This is a genomic window from Kitasatospora aureofaciens, from assembly GCF_019192735.1.
GTDB classification, from domain to species: Bacteria; Actinomycetota; Actinomycetes; order Streptomycetales; family Streptomycetaceae; genus Kitasatospora; species Kitasatospora aureofaciens_A.
Genome location: NZ_JAHTKP010000007.1, coordinates 173,148 through 188,432, shown reverse-complemented (window position 1 = coordinate 188,432; position 15,285 = coordinate 173,148). Strand labels below are relative to the sequence as shown.

The following is a 15,285-nucleotide window of genomic DNA, read 5'->3' as shown; positions in this document are numbered from 1 at the left end:
AGTCGGACCCGCCGACTTTCTGTGCGACGCGTCCGCCGCTCCACCGGCTGACGTCGCGCCGCCCGGTTGACGCGGCCGTGTCCCGGTATGGGTGAGTTGCGTTGGGCGGGTGTGAGTAGTCCTGGGGTGATGCCGGCTCCGCGTTGGGGGTCGGGCAAAGAAACGTTCCTGCATGCCGTGCAGCCGCCACTGGCGCCCGATCCGGAGGTGCCGATCTATGCCGAGTTGGCGCGGCTCTGGCTGGAGGCCGGGCGGGCGGTGCCGGGGCTGCCGGATCCGGCGTGGGAGGGCCTCGTCGGCCTTCCCAGGGATACGTGACGCCCAACGGCGATCCACCGCGCGAGTTCTGTGCAAAACCCCGGTGATCCACTGTCACGGCCGCCTGCTTCGCCCTAGCCTTTGAGGGCTCACGGGAGGGGGAAGCGGTGGAGCGACTCGGACCCACGGATCCGCGGCAGGCCGGACCGTACACACTCATGGGCCGGCTGGGTGCCGGCGGCATGGGGGCGGTGTACCTGGGCCGGTCGGCGGGTGGGCGGACCGTCGCCGTGAAGGTGGTGCGGCCGGAGCTGGCCGAGGACGGGTCGTTCCGCGCCCGCTTCCGGCAGGAGGTCGCGGCGGCGCGCCGGGTGTCGGGGGCGTTCACCGCGCCCGTCGTCGACGCGGACCCCGAGGCCGCCACCCCCTGGATGGCCACCTCCTTCGTGGTCGGCGTCCCGCTCCAGCGGACGGTGTCCCGGCACGGGCCGCTGCCGGAGGGGACGGTCCGGACCCTGGCCGCCGGGCTCGCCGAGGCGTTGCACGAGGTGCACCGGGCCGCGCTGATCCACCGGGACCTCAAGCCGGGCAACGTGCTGCTGGCGCTGGACGGCCCGCACGTCATCGACTTCGGCATCTCCCGGGCCGCCGACGGCACCGGGCTGACCACCACCGGTGCGGTGATCGGTTCGGCGCCGTACATGTCGCCGGAGCAGGCACTGGGGGAGCCGCTCACCCCGGCGAGCGACGTGTTCTCGCTCGGGTCGACGGTCGCGTACGCGGCGCTCGGCCGCCACCTGTTCGGCGAGGGCGCCGGGGCGGCCGTGCTGTTCCGGGTCGTCAACACCGAGCCGGACCTGAGCGCCCTGCCGGACGGCCTCCGGCACCTGGTGGCCGCCTGCCTGGCGAAGAACCCGGCGCACCGGCCGGCGCCGCGCCAACTCGTCGAGCTGGTCGAGCGGATCGGCCGCTCGGAGACGTCCGGCGGCTGGCTCCCGCCGGCCGTCGCGACGGACGTGATCGCGGTGCGGGGCGTCCTGACCGCCCTCCCCGAGCCGCCGCCCGCACCACCCGTACCGCCGGCACCGCCCGGACCACCCACACCTCCCGCGCCCTGGGCCCCGCCGCTCGCCGACGCGTCGCCCCACCCCCTGAGCCCGCCCCAACCGCTACCACCCGAGCCGCGCCGCCCCAGCCGCCGCGCGCTGCTGCTCGGCATAGGCGGCGGCGTCCTCGCGGCAGGCGGCGCCGCCACCACCATTGCCCTACTGCGTACCAACGGCTCCGACGGCACCTCCAAAGGCACCGGCGCAGCCCCCGCTCCGCCCGTCCGCCCCTCCGCCGCCGACGTCCTCGAGGCGAAGCCGGCCTGGACGACGACCATGCCCGCCGCCTGCCTCCAACTCCTCACCGCGGGCGGCGTGACGGCCTGCATCGCCCTGGGCCAGATCTGGGGTGTGGACGACAGCGGCAAGACCAAGTGGACGGTGAACGGTTCGTTCGCCGTCGGTAACCTGCCGCGGAACTACGGCGCCGTGGACGGCGGCCGCTTCTACGCCGCCGGCACGGCCACCACCACTGCGGGCCTGATGAAGGCTGAGCTGGTGAGCATCAACCCGGCGGACGGCTCGGTCGACTGGCGGTTCCAGCAGGACCACCCGCACGCCACCGGCGTCTTGCTCTTCGCCGGCATCCGGGCGGGCAAGGCCTACCTGGTCGGCCTCGGGGACGGCGAGGACCGCGGCATCGCCGACACCGGCAACAACATCTGGGCGGTGGACCTCGTGGGCCGCCGCACCGCCTGGTTCCACGGCGACCAGACGCTCCCGATCGCGCTGGCGCTGCTGCCGGGCGACGACCACGTGGCGGTCTCCACCCAGAACACCCTGAAGATGCTGGACGCCAAGGGCGGCATCGCCTGGGAGCGGACCACCCAGTCCTTCGGCCTGGGCGCGGCCGGCGGCCACTACCTCGTGCCCGACAAGACCACCGTGACCGCCCTGGACCCGGCCTCCGGCAACCCGGGGTGGTCGGTCAAGGACGTCGTCGGCCCGTCCCCGTACGGCGACGGGTTCGCGGTCTCCGCGGACGGCGGCACGGCGTACTGCCTGCTGACCGACTCCGACGGCGGCTCCTCGCTCGCTGCCCTGGACAGCGGCAACGGCAAGCCCCGCTGGCGCACCCCGCTGCCGGCCGACCCGGCCGACGCCAAGTACGTCGGCACCCGCCTGCTGTTCGCCGACGGCACCCTCTACCGGATGGGCCCGGACGCCGTCCTGTGGGCCTTCGACCCGGCGAACGGCAAGCCCCGCTGGAAGCACTCCGGACTGAAGGGCGCGGACCCGATGAACCTGGCCTGGACGGCCGGAGACGGACGGCTCTGCGTCTCCGACACGAGCGCCCACACTGTCACCGCCCTGCACGCGAACGGAGCCTGAACATGCGGCAGTTGGACCCTACCGACCCGCCCCGGATCGGCCCGTACGCCCTGCTCGGCCGGCTCGGCGCGGGCGGCATGGGCGTGGTGTACCTGGGCCGGTCGACCGGCGGGCGGACCGTCGCCGTCAAGCTGGTCCGCGCCGAACTGGCCGGGGACCAGAGCTTCCGCGCCCGGTTCCGGCACGAGGTGCGGGCGGCCCGCGCCGCGTCCTCCGCGTTCACCGCCCCGGTCGTGGACGCCGACCCGGACGGCCCGATCCCGTGGCTGGCCACCGCCTTCGTGCCGGGCATCGGGCTGGACGAGGCGGTGATGCTGGTCGGGCCGTTCCCCGAGCACGTGCTGCGCATTCTGGCGTCCGGGATCGCCGAGGAACTGGGCAACATCCACGCCGCCCGGCTCACCCACCGCGACCTCAAGCCCAGCAACGTGCTGCTGGCGCTGGACGGCCCGCACGTCATCGACTTCGGCATCGCGCGGGCGGCGGACGGCACCGTGCTGACCGCCGAGGGCGCGATCTTCGGGACGCCCGCCTACATGTCCCCCGAGCAGGCGCTGGGACGGACGGTGAGTCCGGCGAGCGACGTGTTCTCGCTCGGCGCGACGCTGGTCTACGCGGCCTCCGGCGGGCGCGGGCCGTTCGACGGCGGGCACTCGCTGGCGGTCCTGCAGAAGGTGGCGAACGAGGAGCCCGACCTGTCGGCGGTGCCCGGCGGGCTGCGGCTCCTGGTCGCGGCCTGCCTCGCGAAGGACCCGGCGGACCGGCCGACGCCGCGGCAGGTCATGGAATCGCTTGCGGGGGAAGCGGGCCCGCTGGTCCAAGGGCCTTGGCTGCACCCGATGTTGGTCACGGCGATCGAGAAGGCGGCAGCCGTCCTGGCCCCCTCGGCGGCCCCGCCCGTGCCGCCGCCCCCGGCCCCGTCCGCACCGCCGCACGACGCCCCGCCCGCGCCGCCGTCCGGCCTGCCGTACGACGCACCACCCCCGGCCGGCCCGCCGTACGACGCGCCGCCTGTACCGCCGTACGACGCCCCGCGCGACGCCACCGGACAGCCCACCGTCCACCTCCGCCGCCCCGAGCCCGCGCTCGTTGCCGCTCCCGAGTCCGCGCCCGAACTCCGCCCCAGCCGCCGCAAGTTGCTGCTCGGTCTGGCCGGCGGAGCGGTGGCCGCGGCCGGCGGTGGCACCGCGCTCTACTTCGGCCTCCCGTCCTCCGGAAAGTCCTCCGGGAACCAGCAGCAGCCACAAGCCGCTCCCACCCCCGCCCCCACCGACCTCACCCGCCCGATCGACACCAAGGTCGCCGCCACCCCGCTCTGGACCGTCCAACTCGACGATCCCGCCGTCCAGTTGGTCGGCGAGGGTGACACCGTCCTGGTCGCCGGAATGAAGGGCGTCCGGGCCTTCGACAAGACCGGCAAGCCCGTGTGGGGCCCGCTGTCGAACTACCTGGCCCGGTCGTGGGTCGGCGGTGGCGCCAGCGCGATGGCGGTCGGCGGCGGCAAGGCCTACATCGGCGGCCTCAACAGCCAGACCGACCTCGACTTCTCGCTCAAGGCCGTCGACCTCGCCACGGGGAACGTCGCCTGGAAGATCGCCGGGCCGCACTACTCTCTCCAGAGCGCCTCCGTGGCGGGCCTGCTCGGCGGTATCGTCTACGTCCACGGCGACAGGACCGTGACCTCGACCAGCGGCAACCCGTCGTCGCCCTTCGAGTACCACCAGGCCGCCTTCGTCTGGGCGGTGGACCCGGCGACCCGGGCGATCCGCTGGGAGACCACGTACCAGCACACCACGCCGATCTTCGGCCAGCTCCTGGTGCCCTCCTCCGGCACCCGCCTGCTGTGGAACACCGCCAGCGCCGACCGCACCCTGTCCAAGCTGGCGGCGCTCGACGTCAACGACGGCGGGAAGACCGTCTGGGAGCAGCCCGCCCCCGGCGCCGGGGCCACCCTCACCAGCCTCACCTACCTCCCCGCCTTCTCCGACGGCCCGCACAGCTCGGCCGGCGGCGACTTCCTCTTCCTCACCGACCGCCTCTACGCCCTTGACTCGGCGGGCGGCACGGTGGCCTGGAAGTCGCCCGGGCAGCTCGGCTTCCAGTCGGCGGCGGCCAACCCGGACGGCACCGTCGTCTACGCGGCCGGGCAGGCCCCCGACAAGGACGTGGTGGCCGTGCAGGCCTTCGACGCGAAGAGCGGCCAGGTCCGCTGGTCGGGCTCGCTGCAGTACGGGTCGGTCGGCAACATCGCGGTCTTCTGTGTGGACGGCAACGTCTACGTCTGGACCCGCGGCCGCGTGTGGGCGCTCGACCCGGACACCGGCAACGCCCGGTGGACGTTCGACTTCCAGCCCAGCACCGAGACGGCGACCTCGGTGCCGTTCTGGGCCGGCGGCGGCCGGGTGTACGGGCCGACGGACAAGGGGCTGACCGCACTCGCGGCGGACGGGAAACCGGCGCGGAGCCAGTCGGCTCCGTCCGTCGGCGCGTCAGGGTAGAACTGCCGGGCCCAGCGCCGGAACAGGCCGATCGCCCATCAGCCGGGCCGTCCGCACCCGGCCGGGCGGCAGATCGCGGGCGAGGCCGACACGGAACCAGCCGCTCGGGTACGGCAATGGGGCGGATCGTCCGTCCATGGCGGGGGTCACCTCTGCGGCTTGACGGCGGTGTGGACGTACCAGGCAACGTACTCGCGCACGTCGTACATCTCCACGGTGGAGCGGAGGTTGAGCCAGCGCGCGGGATCACCGAACCGGCGCAGCACGGCCCACGGCAGCCGGAAGTAGGCGTGCACCGCCTCCGTCGTGGGCGAGTAGTACGGCGTCGCGTCGAGTGCCTCCTCGACGTCGAAGCCGGCCTCCGCCAGCAGTCGCGGCAGGTTCCGGGCGTGGTAGATCTTCGCGCCCGTCATCACCATCGCGTCCAGGTACGGTTCGAGCAACGCCCTTGCCTGCGGCGCCATTTCGTCCAGTGGAACGGTGCTCATCGGGCCCAGCAGCACCAGCCGCCCGCCGGGGCGAAGTACCCGGTGGAACTCGGCCAGGGCGCGCGGCGGGTCGTAGGAGTGGACCAGGGTCTCCATCGAGTAGGCGCCGTCGAACGTCCGGTCGAGAAAAGGGAGTTGGTGGTAGTCGCCCCAGGAGAAGGTGGTCCGCCCGGCCATTCCGGTGCGGGCGCTCAGCCGGCGGGCCTCGTCGACGTGGAAGTCCAGCGCGTCGACCCCGGTGACCATCAGCCCGAACCGGGCCGCCAACTCCCGTGCCACCACCCCGGCGCCGCAGCCCGCGTCGAGCACCCGGGACCCGGGCGGCAGTGCGAGCTTGCGGCCCAGCACGCCCTCCAGTTGCCGCTGCGCCCGCCACAGCCGCCACTTCGACTGCCCCGGCTCGGTCCACCCCCAGTGCCGGGCGTTCCGCGCCACCCGGGTGTAGAACAGCCGGCTGCCCGGCCGGCCGTAGACCCGGCGCAGCCCGGCGAGATCGAGTTCCTGAGCGCCCATGCGGACAAGCTAGCCCCGCGCACGAGGCGCGGACCCGCGCGCCACGCACGGGGCTCGGTCGTACGGCAAGCTGATCAGCTGATGATGACGCGCCCTACAACCGTGCCCTACAACGACGTCCGGCCGGTCGCGTCGGCGCGGAGCCCCCGACACCGTGACCGACGTGACCGACGCTCCCCCCGGGGCATGCCTCCCGACCTGCCCTTCGGCACTCTGTCCCCCCGAGTCCCCGTGAGGTGTGCTTCGCCGGTGCTGATCCGGCGTTCCGGCGCGGAACTTCAGCAGGATCCTTACGGGACGAACGGTTGCGGGGCGTCCGGTCGGGGCTCGCGGAAGTGCAGGACGAAGCGGGCGCTGCTGCCGTCGATCCGCCGCCGCACGTAGAGCGCCGGGGCGCCGTCCGGGGTGCAGCTGACGCCCTCGCGCACCAGTAGCGGCGTGCCCGCCGGGACGCCCAGCAGCTCCGCGTCGGCCAGGTCCGCGCCGATTGCGCCGAACGCCCGCCAGTCGTACTCCAGCTCCACGCCGGCCGCCCGGGCCAGGTCCAGCACCAGGTTGCCCGGACGGCCCGGCCGCACCAGCTCCGCCGGCAGCGGCCCGAACGGCACCCAGTAGCTGCACGCCGCCCGCGCCCGCCCGCCCAGCCGGATCACGGTGTCCACCCGGGACAGCTCCGCCACCGGCCGGCCCAGCTGCCGGGCCGCCTCCTCGTCCTCCGCCGACCCGGCCACCGGCGGGGCGCCCACCACGAACTCGCCGTCCCCGCGATCGTCGCCCCCGCGGTCGTCCCCGCGATCGTCGTCCCCGCGGTCGTCCGCGCCGGGCAGCGCGGCGTGCACGCTGCCCAGATCGAACCGCTGGCTGCGCGGATCCACCGTGATCGACACCCGCACCGCCGGCGGCCGGACGAACGTCCCCACCCCGCGCCGGATCTCCACGACGGCGGCCCGCTCCAGCTCCGCCACGGCCTGCCGGACGGTGAGCCGGTTCACGCCGAACTCCGCGCTCAGCTCCGGCTCGCTCGGCAGCCGCGCGCCCGCCGGGTAGGCGCCGGCGTCGATCCGCTCCTGCAGCTGCCGGGCCAGGCGGCGGTAGAGGGGGGTGTTGGGAGGATTCGTCGCCACACGCCCGATCCTACGGAGCCCGGGCATATCGCCGTCCTCCCCGGTCGACGATTCCCCTCCCCAGAGGTGGGATGGAGGGTAGCGCACGCAGCTGCGGCTTGCCCGCCACCCCCGGAAGCGGTTACACATCTAGACGTCTAGATGTCGTCCCGAAAGGCCTCGCATGTCCCTGGTCAACTTCCGCGACCCCGCCGTCCTCGGCGACCCCGACGGCCGACGGGTCCGCCCCGGCGTGCTCTACCGGTCCGCCCAGCCGTTCCCGGCCGCCGACGCCGCCATCGTCGCCCAGCTGCGCGCCTGCGACATCCGCACCATCGTTGACCTGCGCGACACCTCCGAGACCGACCCCGCCGACTGGGCCGCCGCCGAGACCGCCGGCATCGCGGTCGTCGCGGCCCCGGTCAACCCCGTCACCGACGGCCTCGCCGAGCGGATGCGCACCATGGCCACGGCTGCCGACCTGGGTCACTTCTACGTGCTGATGGCCGAGTCCGCCCCCACCGCCGTGGCCGCCGCCGTCGAGGCCGCGGCCCGGCCCGGCGCCGTCCTGCTGCACTGCGCCGCCGGCAAGGACCGCACCGGCCTGCTCACCGCGCTGCTGCTCGACCTGCTCGACGTGCCCGCCGAGCGCATCGTCGCCGACTACATCCGGACCGCCGAGGCCCTGCCGCAGATCTTCGCCGGCCTCGCCGAGCGCCACCGCACCGCCCTCAACGACCGCCGCGACCTGCACATCCCCGCCCCCCTCCTGGAGGCCCCGGCGGAGGCGATGACCGTCTTCCTCGACATCGTCCGCACCCGCCACGGCGGCGCCGCCTCCTTCCTCCCCACGTGCGGCGTCGCACAGGAAACGCTGATCGCGTTCCGCGCGAAGGCCGCCCTCATAGCCGGCTGACCCCTCCCCCCGCGTCCGCCGCCGGACGCGGGGGCGGGCCGTCCCTAAACCCGTTGCGACAACCCACCGCCCCCTGGCAACGTCGCTTCCTCCGCCGCCACTTCACACGAGGCTGGGACGACCACGCACGTGACCATCTACTTCTACGGCGCCGACGAAGTCCCGTACGGCTGCTTCTCCAACTTCTCCGCCCACGGCGTGGAGCTGGACGGCCGGTCCTGGCCGACGGCCGAACACTACTTCCAGGCCCAGAAGTTCGCCGGCACCCGGCACGCCGAGGCGATCCTCCGGGCACCCACCCCGCTGCGCGCCTCCCAGCTGGGCCGGGAGCGTACGAAGCCGCTGCGGCGCGACTGGGAGCACGTGAAGGACGAGGTGATGCGGCGCGTGGTGGAGGCCAAGTTCCGTACGCACGAGGACATTCGGGCGGTGCTGCTGTCCACCGGCACCGAGGAGCTGGTCGAGAACACCGGCGGAGACCACTACTGGGGGCGGGGCCGCACCGGGACGGGCAAGAACATGCTCGGCAGGATCCTCATGCGCACCCGCCACCGCCTGGCCGCAGAGGAACACGGAAGGCACGGAAGGGCGATGACGTGACCGCGCTGCGCGAGATCCGCGCCGACCACGACGAGCGGACGATCGTCCTCTACCAGGCGTACGCCCCGGCCGTCGCCGAACCGGCACTGGCGGCGGGCCGGTTCGTGCCGCCGTTCTCGTTCCACCGGATGACCTGGATCAAGCCGTCGTTCCGCTGGCTGATGCACCGCAGCAACTGGGCGCAGAAGCCCGGCCAGACCCGGGTCCTGGCCGTCCGGATCACCCGGGAGGGCTGGGAGGAGGCGCTCGCCCGGGCCGTTCTCACCACCGCGGACCCGGCCGAGGTGGCGGGGGCCGAGGTGCACGTCCAGTGGGATCCGGAGCGTGCGCTGCGCGGGGGAGCGCTCAACCACTACAGCATCCAGGTGGGTATCGGCCGTTCGCTGATCCGGACCTTCGCCGAGGAGTGGGCCACCGAGCTCACCGACCTGACCCCGCAGGTGCACCGGATCGCCGCCCTGGTCCGGGGCGGCCGGGCGGCGCAGGCCCAGCGCCTGCTGCCGCCCGAACGGCCGTACCCGCTGCCCGCCGCGACGGCGCGGCGCCTGGGCATCAGCGGAGGCTGAGCCAGGCGCCGCGGGTCCGACCGCCGTGGGGACGACCGCTCAGACGTCCCGCCGCCGCACCACGACGACCGCCGCCACAGTCGCGACGACTGCCCACACCCCCAGCGTGATCCAGCAGTCCAGCAGGGTGGGCGCGTACTTGCCCATCGTGGTGTAGGAGTTGGGGTTGACTGCCAGCCGGCCCTCGGCGGCGAGCGGAAGGTGGTTGCCGATCTCCTTCAGCCACCGGTAGCGGTCGCCGCCGAACAGCATCGGCACGATGAACAGCAGCATCACCAGCGACACGATCGAGGCCGTGGCGTGCCGCACCAGGGCGCCGAGCGCCATCCCGATCAGCGCGCAGACCGGCACCAGCACCGCGTAGGCGACGACCGCCCGCAGGCAGCCGTCGTCGGTGATGGAGAGCCCGACGTGCCGGGAGGCCAGCATGGCGTTGGAGCCGAAGAAGGACGTCACCGACACGATCGTCCCGGCGGCCAGCGTGATCCCGGTGACCAGCGTCACCTTGGCCACGATCACGCCGCGCCGGTCGGGCACGGCGGCGAAGGTGGTGCGGATCATCCCGGTGGTGTATTCGCCGAACACGGTGATCGCGCCGAAGCTGCCGGCGGCCAGCGCCATGAGGGCACCCGAGATGCTGTTGAGGCCGTGGTACAGCGGGTCGTACTTGTACGGGGGGAATCCGGGCAGCTGCGGGTGCGGCTGGTCGATGTAGGTGAGGTCGGTGTGGACGGCGTTCAGGTTGATCGCGATCGCGGCCAGCACGGCCAGGGCCAGGACCAGGTACGTGGACCGCAGCGAGCGCAGCTTGATCCACTCGGCGGCGAGCAGGTCGGTGAACCGGGGTGCCGGCTCGGCGGCCGGGCGGGTGGCCGGCCGGGCGGGGGAGAGGGTCGTGGTGGTCATCGGGCTGCTCCGGCGAGGTATTCGACACTGTCGGCGGTCAGCGCCATGAACGCCGACTCCAGGGAGGACGTACGGGTGGCGAGTTCGTGCAGCACCAGGCCGTGCCGCAGGGCGAGTTCGCCGATCCGATCGGCGGGCAGCCCGGTCACCAGGCCGGCGTCCGGGTCCGCGCCCTCCCGCCGGACCTGCCCGCCCTCGGCGTTCAACACGGGGGTCAGCGCGTCCAGTTCGGGCGTGCGCACGCTCACGCCGGTGACGGCGTTGCGGGCGGAGAAGTCCGCGAGGCTCTCGTCGGCGATCAGCCGCCCTTGCCCGATCACCACCAGCCGGTCGGCGGTGTGCTCCATCTCCGCCATCATGTGGCTGGAGACGAACACCGTCCGCCCCTCCTGCGCGAGCCGCCGGAACAGCCCGCGCACCCACAGCACGCCCTCCGGGTCGAGCCCGTTCAGCGGCTCGTCGAAGAGCAGCACCGGCGGGTCGCCGAGCAGCGCGCCGGCGATGCCGAGCCGCTGCTTCATGCCCAGCGAGTACCCGCCGATGCGGCGCCCGGCGGCCTTGCCGAGCCCGACCTCGGCGAGCACCTCGTCGACCCGCCCGAGCGGGATCCGGTTGCTGCGGGCCAGCGCCTGGAGGTGCGCCCGGGCGCTGCGCCCGCCGTGCACGTCCTGCGCGTCCAGCAGGGCGCCGACGTGCCGCAGGCCGCGCGGCCGGCCGGCGAAGGGCATGCCGTCGACGATGACGGACCCCTCGGTGGGTGTGTTCAGGCCCAGGATCATCCGCAGGGTGGTGGACTTGCCGGCGCCGTTGGGGCCGAGGAAGCCGGTGACGGTGCCCGGGTGGACGGTGAAGGTCAGGTTGTCGACGGCCACGGTGGCGCCGTAGCGCTTGCTCAGTTGCTCGATCTCGATCACGGGGACAACGGTGCCGGTCGGGGCCGTACGCGGGCATCGGGCCGCGGGCCACAACCGGGGGCCGGGGGAGTGGCCCGGGGGATTAGTCCCGCAGGCCAATGCGTCGTCGGAAGAGCGGCCGATACGATCGGGCGATGATCACCGAATCCCGTCCGCCCCTGCTCAGGCGCCTGCCCCCGGGCGTGTGGGTGGCGGCGTTCTGGCTGAGCGTCATCGTGTTCCGGGTGTTCACCCGCGACAACGAGCTGCACCATCTCTTCGAGTACAACGGCAATATCGAGGACATGCCGCTCGTGGTCACCGCGGTGGTCACCACCCTGGTCGCGCTGCTGCTGGTCCGCCTGCCGCCGGCCGCCGTCGCGGTGGCGCTCGCGGGCTGCGTCTACACCCTCGGGATGCGGGAGGTCCCGGAGACGGCGGTGCTGCAGTTCCTGATCGCCGACGCGATCGTCGGCTACTGCGCGGCGACCCGCTCCCGCCTCGTCTCGCTGTGCGCCGCCGGGATGCCGGTCGCCATGGTCGCCACGATGCTGATCTGGGGTGCCGTCCACGGGTACCCCGTCAACCCGATGGCCTTCGGTGGCTTCGCCGCGACCGTCGTGATCGCCTGGCTGGTCGGCAACACGATCCACCAGAGCCGGGCCCACACCGAGGCCCTGCGCGGTCGCGCCACCGAGCAGGCCGTTACCGCCGAACGGCTGCGCATCGCCCGCGAGTTGCACGACATGGTCGCCCACAACATCGGCATCATCGCGATCCAGGCCGGCATGGGCAGCCGGGTCATGGACACCCAGCCCGCCGAGACCCGCAACGCGCTCAACGCCATCGAGGCCACCAGCCGGGAGACCCTCGCCGGGCTGCGCCGGATGCTCGGCGCGCTGCGGCAGGGCGAGCAGGAATCCGCGCCGCTCGAAGTCGCCCCCGGGCTGGCCGAACTGGACCGGCTGGTCGAGAAGACCGCCGGCGCCGGCGTCCGCGTCGCGCTCACCCGCAACGGCGAACCCCGCGCGCTGCCGTCCGACGTCGACCTCGCCGCTTTCCGGATCGTCCAGGAGGCCGTCACCAACGTGGTCAAGCACTCCGGCACCCGGGACTGCCACGTCACCGTCGACTACCGCCCGGACGAGGTCGCCGTCGCCGTCGTCGACCTGGGGACGGGTGCCGCACCCGGCGTCCCCGGCTATGGAATCACCGGCATGCGCGAGCGGGTCAGCCTGCTCCACGGCGAGTTCAGCGCCGGCCCGCGCCCCGAAGGCGGCTTCCGCGTCGCCGCCCGACTGCCGCTCCCCGTGGAGGTGGGACCGTGATCCGTGTCGTCCTGGTCGACGACCAGCCGCTCATCCGCACCGGACTGCGGGTGCTCATCGCCGACACCCCGGACCTGGAGGTGGTCGGCGAGGCCGGCAGCGGCGCCGAGGCCGTCGAGCTGATCACCCGGCTGCGCCCGGACGTCGCCGTCATGGACATCCGGATGCCCGGCATGGACGGCATCGAGGCCACCCGCCGGCTCACCGCCGACCCCGGCGTCGCCACCCACGTCCTCGTCCTCACCACCTTCGACGACGACGACTACGTGTACGGCGCGCTGCGCGCCGGGGCGAGCGGCTTCCTGGTCAAGGACCTCGCGCTGGAGACCATCCTGGACGGCATCCGGGTCGTGGCCGCCGGGGACGCCCTGATCGCCCCGGGCATCACCCGCCGCCTGATCGGCGAGTTCGCCGCCCGCCCGCAGCAGGCCGCCCCGGCGCGCCGCCCGGTCGTCGAGAGCGTCACCGAACGCGAGCGCGAGGTGCTGACGCTGGTCGGCCGGGGGCTGTCCAACGCCGAGATCGCCGAGGCGCTCACCATCAGCGTGGCCACCGCCAAGGCACACGTCGCCCGGCTGTTCACCAAGCTGGATGCCCGGGACCGGGTCCATCTGGTCATCCAGGCCTACGAGTTCGGCCTCGTGGCGCCCAGCTGACCCCCGGGGCGGTGGCCGCCGAGACACGCGTGAGCGCCGGGGTGGGCCCGCACAGCCCACCCCGGCGCTCACAGTCGGACGGTCATCGGACCGTCAGATCATCAGGGAACGATCGGGTGCGAGATCTCGCAGCCGCCCGCGCCGCCGTTGTAGTCGTTCGCCCAGGTGCCCTGCATGGCGAACGAACCGGTCGCGAAGGTCACGTTCTGCGCGCCGCCGACGCCGCCGGTGCCCTTCCAGGCGCACTTGTCGCCGTTCTCGGCACCCGAGGAGTCGGTCCAGCCGCCCGCCGGGTTCTGGTCGGTGAGCGTCTCCGCGTACTCGTGGCCGTACACGATGGTGACGCCGTCCAGCAGGCCGGCGCTGCCGCTGTTGACGTAGTTCTGACCGCAGGACGAGCCCATGTCGGTGACGTACGGGTTGTTGCTGAACGCGACGTCACCGTACGGGGACGCGGCGGCGCCACCGGACAGCGTGGTGTCGCCGTTCCAGTCGTGCCAGGCGCAGAACGAGCCGGAGGTGGTGTTGAAGCCGTCCGGGTGGGTGCCGGTCGGGGAGAGCACGATGTACTGCGCGTTGCGGTTGGAGGCGGCCGTGGTGTTGCCGAAGTGACCGGCGCCCTTGATGGCCTCGTTGGCCAGCTGGTTGCCGGTGGCCTGGCTCGGGGCGGCGGCGGACTCGTCGACCCAGACACCGGCCAGCGCGCCGCCGGTCGGGTAGCCGACGTGGCTCGCGGTGGAGGGGCAGGAGGTCGAGCCGGTGGCGACGCCCTCGCAGTACTGCGTCAGGATGCCGGACCAGGTCTCGCCGTTGGTGCCGAGCCCCTTGTACAGCTGCTGCGCCCGGACGGCCTCGCCGCTCGGGTCGCCGGAGAGGGTGGTGTAGCCGTTGGCGTCGGTGCCCTGCGTGCCCCACTGGGAGCCCCAGAAGATCACGTACACCTTCGGGGCGCCCGTGGTGACGCCGATGCCGTCGACGCTGCCGCCGAACTTCAGGTTCGAGGTGCGCTTCCCGGCGGTGGCCGTGCTCGCTTCCTTGGTGGGGACGGCGCCGTGCCGGTACGGGTGGCTGGGGCCGGCGAACTCGCTGACCGGCTGGTCCGCCTGGGCGGGAGCGGCGGCCGCGAACCCGGCGGCGGCGAGCACCAGCGAGGACAGGCCGGTCAGGACCTTGCGGGGGGTGGGGGACATGCCCATCGTGAGGGTTCCTCTCTCCTGCCGACGCACGTGTGTGGGGAGCGGCGGCAGTGCGTGGGACGAAGGGGCGTCGACGGCAAGGGGTTTGGGGTGACCTGGTGTGACGTCGACGGCCCGAAGCAAAGCAGAGCCGCTGAAAGCGGGTCAACGAGGGCGGGCGTAAAGGGAACCCAGGCAAACCGTAGCGAAGTTCAAAAACGCGCAGGTCGGGGGACGTCGATGCGCGTAGTGCAGCCGTCTATCAACAGTTAGAGGGGAGTTCCTGAACAGTATTCGGACCCTCAACCCTCCGACGGGACACCGCAGCCCCGGCCGGGCTGCTCTTGTACCAACCCCGAGTGGAGATCTCCGGCACGGTCATGCGCTCACACATCGTCGGACATGACCATCCGACAATCTCAAGCACCCTTGAGGTCAAGCTCGTGTGCGACTAATCCGCGCCAGTGCGTCGGTACAGGCGCGACCAGGCGCCGGCACCCAGGGCTGTCCCGATTCCCAGGAAGGCGCAGACTCCGGCCGGCACGATCCACCCGGTGATCGGTGTTTCCGCATGGCCGCCGTCCTCGCTGATGGCGGTGACCGCGGTCAGGAGTCCGTAGGAGACCAGCAGCGTTGCCGCGCAGGCCGGGACGAGCAGCAGTCTCCGGGGGAGCCTCCGCGCCCACGGCCGGACGAGCGTTGATGCCGCGATCAGCCCCGTCAGTGCGAGCACGGCAGTGAAGTCGACGCCGTGCCGTTCGAGCCATACCAGCGCATCGGGCGCACCGTTCTTCGTGAACTCGCCCGCCAGGTCGTACCCGTCCGAGAGCCCCGCCCTGCCGCCCGATGCCCAGTAGGTCTTGACTGCGATGTACGGCACGGTGAGAGCACCTCCCACCGCCACGACCCTCTGCGCTGCCACCAGCGTCGGCGCGTGCGTCATGTCC

At 73.1% G+C, this 15,285-nt stretch carries 13 protein-coding genes; 7 read left to right on the top strand and 6 right to left on the bottom strand.

The window, feature by feature from the left end; translation table 11 throughout:
- The first annotated feature begins 476 nt into the window (after window positions 1-476).
- Both KV557_RS10740 and KV557_RS10735 read left to right on the top strand, forming a co-directional pair.
- On the top strand, window positions 477-2,696 hold the full coding sequence (locus KV557_RS10740; protein WP_218199585.1) for a protein kinase domain-containing protein: 2,220 nt from the start codon (window positions 477-479) through the stop codon (window positions 2,694-2,696).
- 2 nt (window positions 2,697-2,698) lie between these two features.
- On the top strand, window positions 2,699-5,194 hold the full coding sequence (locus tag KV557_RS10735; protein WP_218199584.1) for a protein kinase domain-containing protein: 2,496 nt from the start codon (window positions 2,699-2,701) through the stop codon (window positions 5,192-5,194).
- Between the two features lie 146 nt (window positions 5,195-5,340).
- Here the strand turns inward: KV557_RS10735 and KV557_RS10730 are convergent, their stop codons facing one another.
- Both KV557_RS10730 and KV557_RS10725 read right to left on the bottom strand, forming a co-directional pair.
- Window positions 5,341-6,195, bottom strand: coding sequence for a class I SAM-dependent methyltransferase (locus KV557_RS10730; protein ID WP_218199583.1), 855 nt, complete (start codon window positions 6,193-6,195; stop codon window positions 5,341-5,343).
- A gap of 290 nt (window positions 6,196-6,485) precedes the next feature.
- Window positions 6,486-7,319: a GntR family transcriptional regulator gene (locus KV557_RS10725; protein WP_218199582.1), complete on the bottom strand. Its 834-nt coding sequence runs from the start codon at window positions 7,317-7,319 to the stop codon at window positions 6,486-6,488.
- A 163-nt stretch (window positions 7,320-7,482) separates the two neighbouring features.
- On the opposite strand from KV557_RS10725, the gene KV557_RS10720 reads away from it, so the two are divergent.
- From KV557_RS10720 to KV557_RS10710, 3 genes are all read left to right on the top strand, one after another.
- Window positions 7,483-8,214 carry a tyrosine-protein phosphatase gene (locus KV557_RS10720; protein WP_218199581.1) on the top strand — a complete coding sequence of 244 codons (732 nt, stop codon included), beginning with the start codon at window positions 7,483-7,485 and terminating at the stop codon, window positions 8,212-8,214.
- A gap of 129 nt (window positions 8,215-8,343) precedes the next feature.
- Window positions 8,344-8,814 carry an NADAR family protein gene (locus KV557_RS10715; protein WP_218199580.1) on the top strand — a complete coding sequence of 157 codons (471 nt, stop codon included), beginning with the start codon at window positions 8,344-8,346 and terminating at the stop codon, window positions 8,812-8,814.
- The gene (locus KV557_RS10710) at window positions 8,811-9,380 is read left to right on the top strand and encodes a DUF4291 domain-containing protein (protein WP_218199579.1); all 570 of its coding nucleotides are present in this window, start codon (window positions 8,811-8,813) and stop codon (window positions 9,378-9,380) included. Before KV557_RS10715 ends, KV557_RS10710 begins: the two co-directional genes overlap by 4 nt.
- A gap of 39 nt (window positions 9,381-9,419) precedes the next feature.
- Here the strand turns inward: KV557_RS10710 and KV557_RS10705 are convergent, their stop codons facing one another.
- Both KV557_RS10705 and KV557_RS10700 read right to left on the bottom strand, forming a co-directional pair.
- The gene (locus KV557_RS10705; protein WP_218199578.1) at window positions 9,420-10,286 is read right to left on the bottom strand and encodes an ABC transporter permease subunit; all 867 of its coding nucleotides are present in this window, start codon (window positions 10,284-10,286) and stop codon (window positions 9,420-9,422) included.
- Window positions 10,283-11,200 (bottom strand): ABC transporter ATP-binding protein, encoded by a 918-nt coding sequence (locus KV557_RS10700; RefSeq protein ID WP_218199577.1) that lies wholly within the window; start codon window positions 11,198-11,200, stop codon window positions 10,283-10,285. Before KV557_RS10700 ends, KV557_RS10705 begins: the two co-directional genes overlap by 4 nt.
- Window positions 11,201-11,334: 134 nt before the next feature.
- Between KV557_RS10700 and KV557_RS10695 the strand changes: the two genes are divergently transcribed.
- Window positions 11,335-12,507 carry a sensor histidine kinase gene (locus KV557_RS10695; RefSeq protein WP_218199576.1) on the top strand — a complete coding sequence of 391 codons (1,173 nt, stop codon included), beginning with the start codon at window positions 11,335-11,337 and terminating at the stop codon, window positions 12,505-12,507.
- Window positions 12,504-13,163 (top strand): response regulator, encoded by a 660-nt coding sequence (locus tag KV557_RS10690; protein WP_218199575.1) that lies wholly within the window; start codon window positions 12,504-12,506, stop codon window positions 13,161-13,163. The genes KV557_RS10695 and KV557_RS10690 overlap by 4 nt, the downstream gene beginning before the upstream one ends.
- Window positions 13,164-13,264: 101 nt before the next feature.
- On the opposite strand, the gene KV557_RS10685 is transcribed toward KV557_RS10690, so the two are convergent.
- Window positions 13,265-14,353 carry a hypothetical protein gene (locus KV557_RS10685; protein WP_218199574.1) on the bottom strand — a complete coding sequence of 363 codons (1,089 nt, stop codon included), beginning with the start codon at window positions 14,351-14,353 and terminating at the stop codon, window positions 13,265-13,267.
- A 436-nt stretch (window positions 14,354-14,789) separates the two neighbouring features.
- A complete protein-coding gene (locus tag KV557_RS10680) occupies window positions 14,790-15,281 on the bottom strand; it encodes a hypothetical protein (RefSeq protein ID WP_218199573.1) in 492 nt (163 codons plus the stop codon).
- Between the last annotated feature and the right edge of the window lie 4 nt (window positions 15,282-15,285).

Coding starts and splice junctions, on each gene's coding strand:
- KV557_RS10740 (WP_218199585.1), top strand. CDS start 477: ATGGGCCGGCTGGGTGCCGGCGGCATGGGGGCGGTGTACCTGGGCCGG.
- KV557_RS10735 (WP_218199584.1), top strand. CDS start 2,699: ATGCGGCAGTTGGACCCTACCGACCCGCCCCGGATCGGCCCGTACGCC.
- KV557_RS10730 (WP_218199583.1), bottom strand. CDS start 6,195: ATGGGCGCTCAGGAACTCGATCTCGCCGGGCTGCGCCGGGTCTACGGC.
- KV557_RS10720 (WP_218199581.1), top strand. CDS start 7,483: ATGTCCCTGGTCAACTTCCGCGACCCCGCCGTCCTCGGCGACCCCGAC.
- KV557_RS10705 (WP_218199578.1), bottom strand. CDS start 10,286: ATGACCACCACGACCCTCTCCCCCGCCCGGCCGGCCACCCGCCCGGCC.
- KV557_RS10695 (WP_218199576.1), top strand. CDS start 11,335: ATGATCACCGAATCCCGTCCGCCCCTGCTCAGGCGCCTGCCCCCGGGC.
- KV557_RS10685 (WP_218199574.1), bottom strand. CDS start 14,353: ATGTCCCCCACCCCCCGCAAGGTCCTGACCGGCCTGTCCTCGCTGGTG.
- KV557_RS10680 (WP_218199573.1), bottom strand. CDS start 15,281: ATGACGCACGCGCCGACGCTGGTGGCAGCGCAGAGGGTCGTGGCGGTG.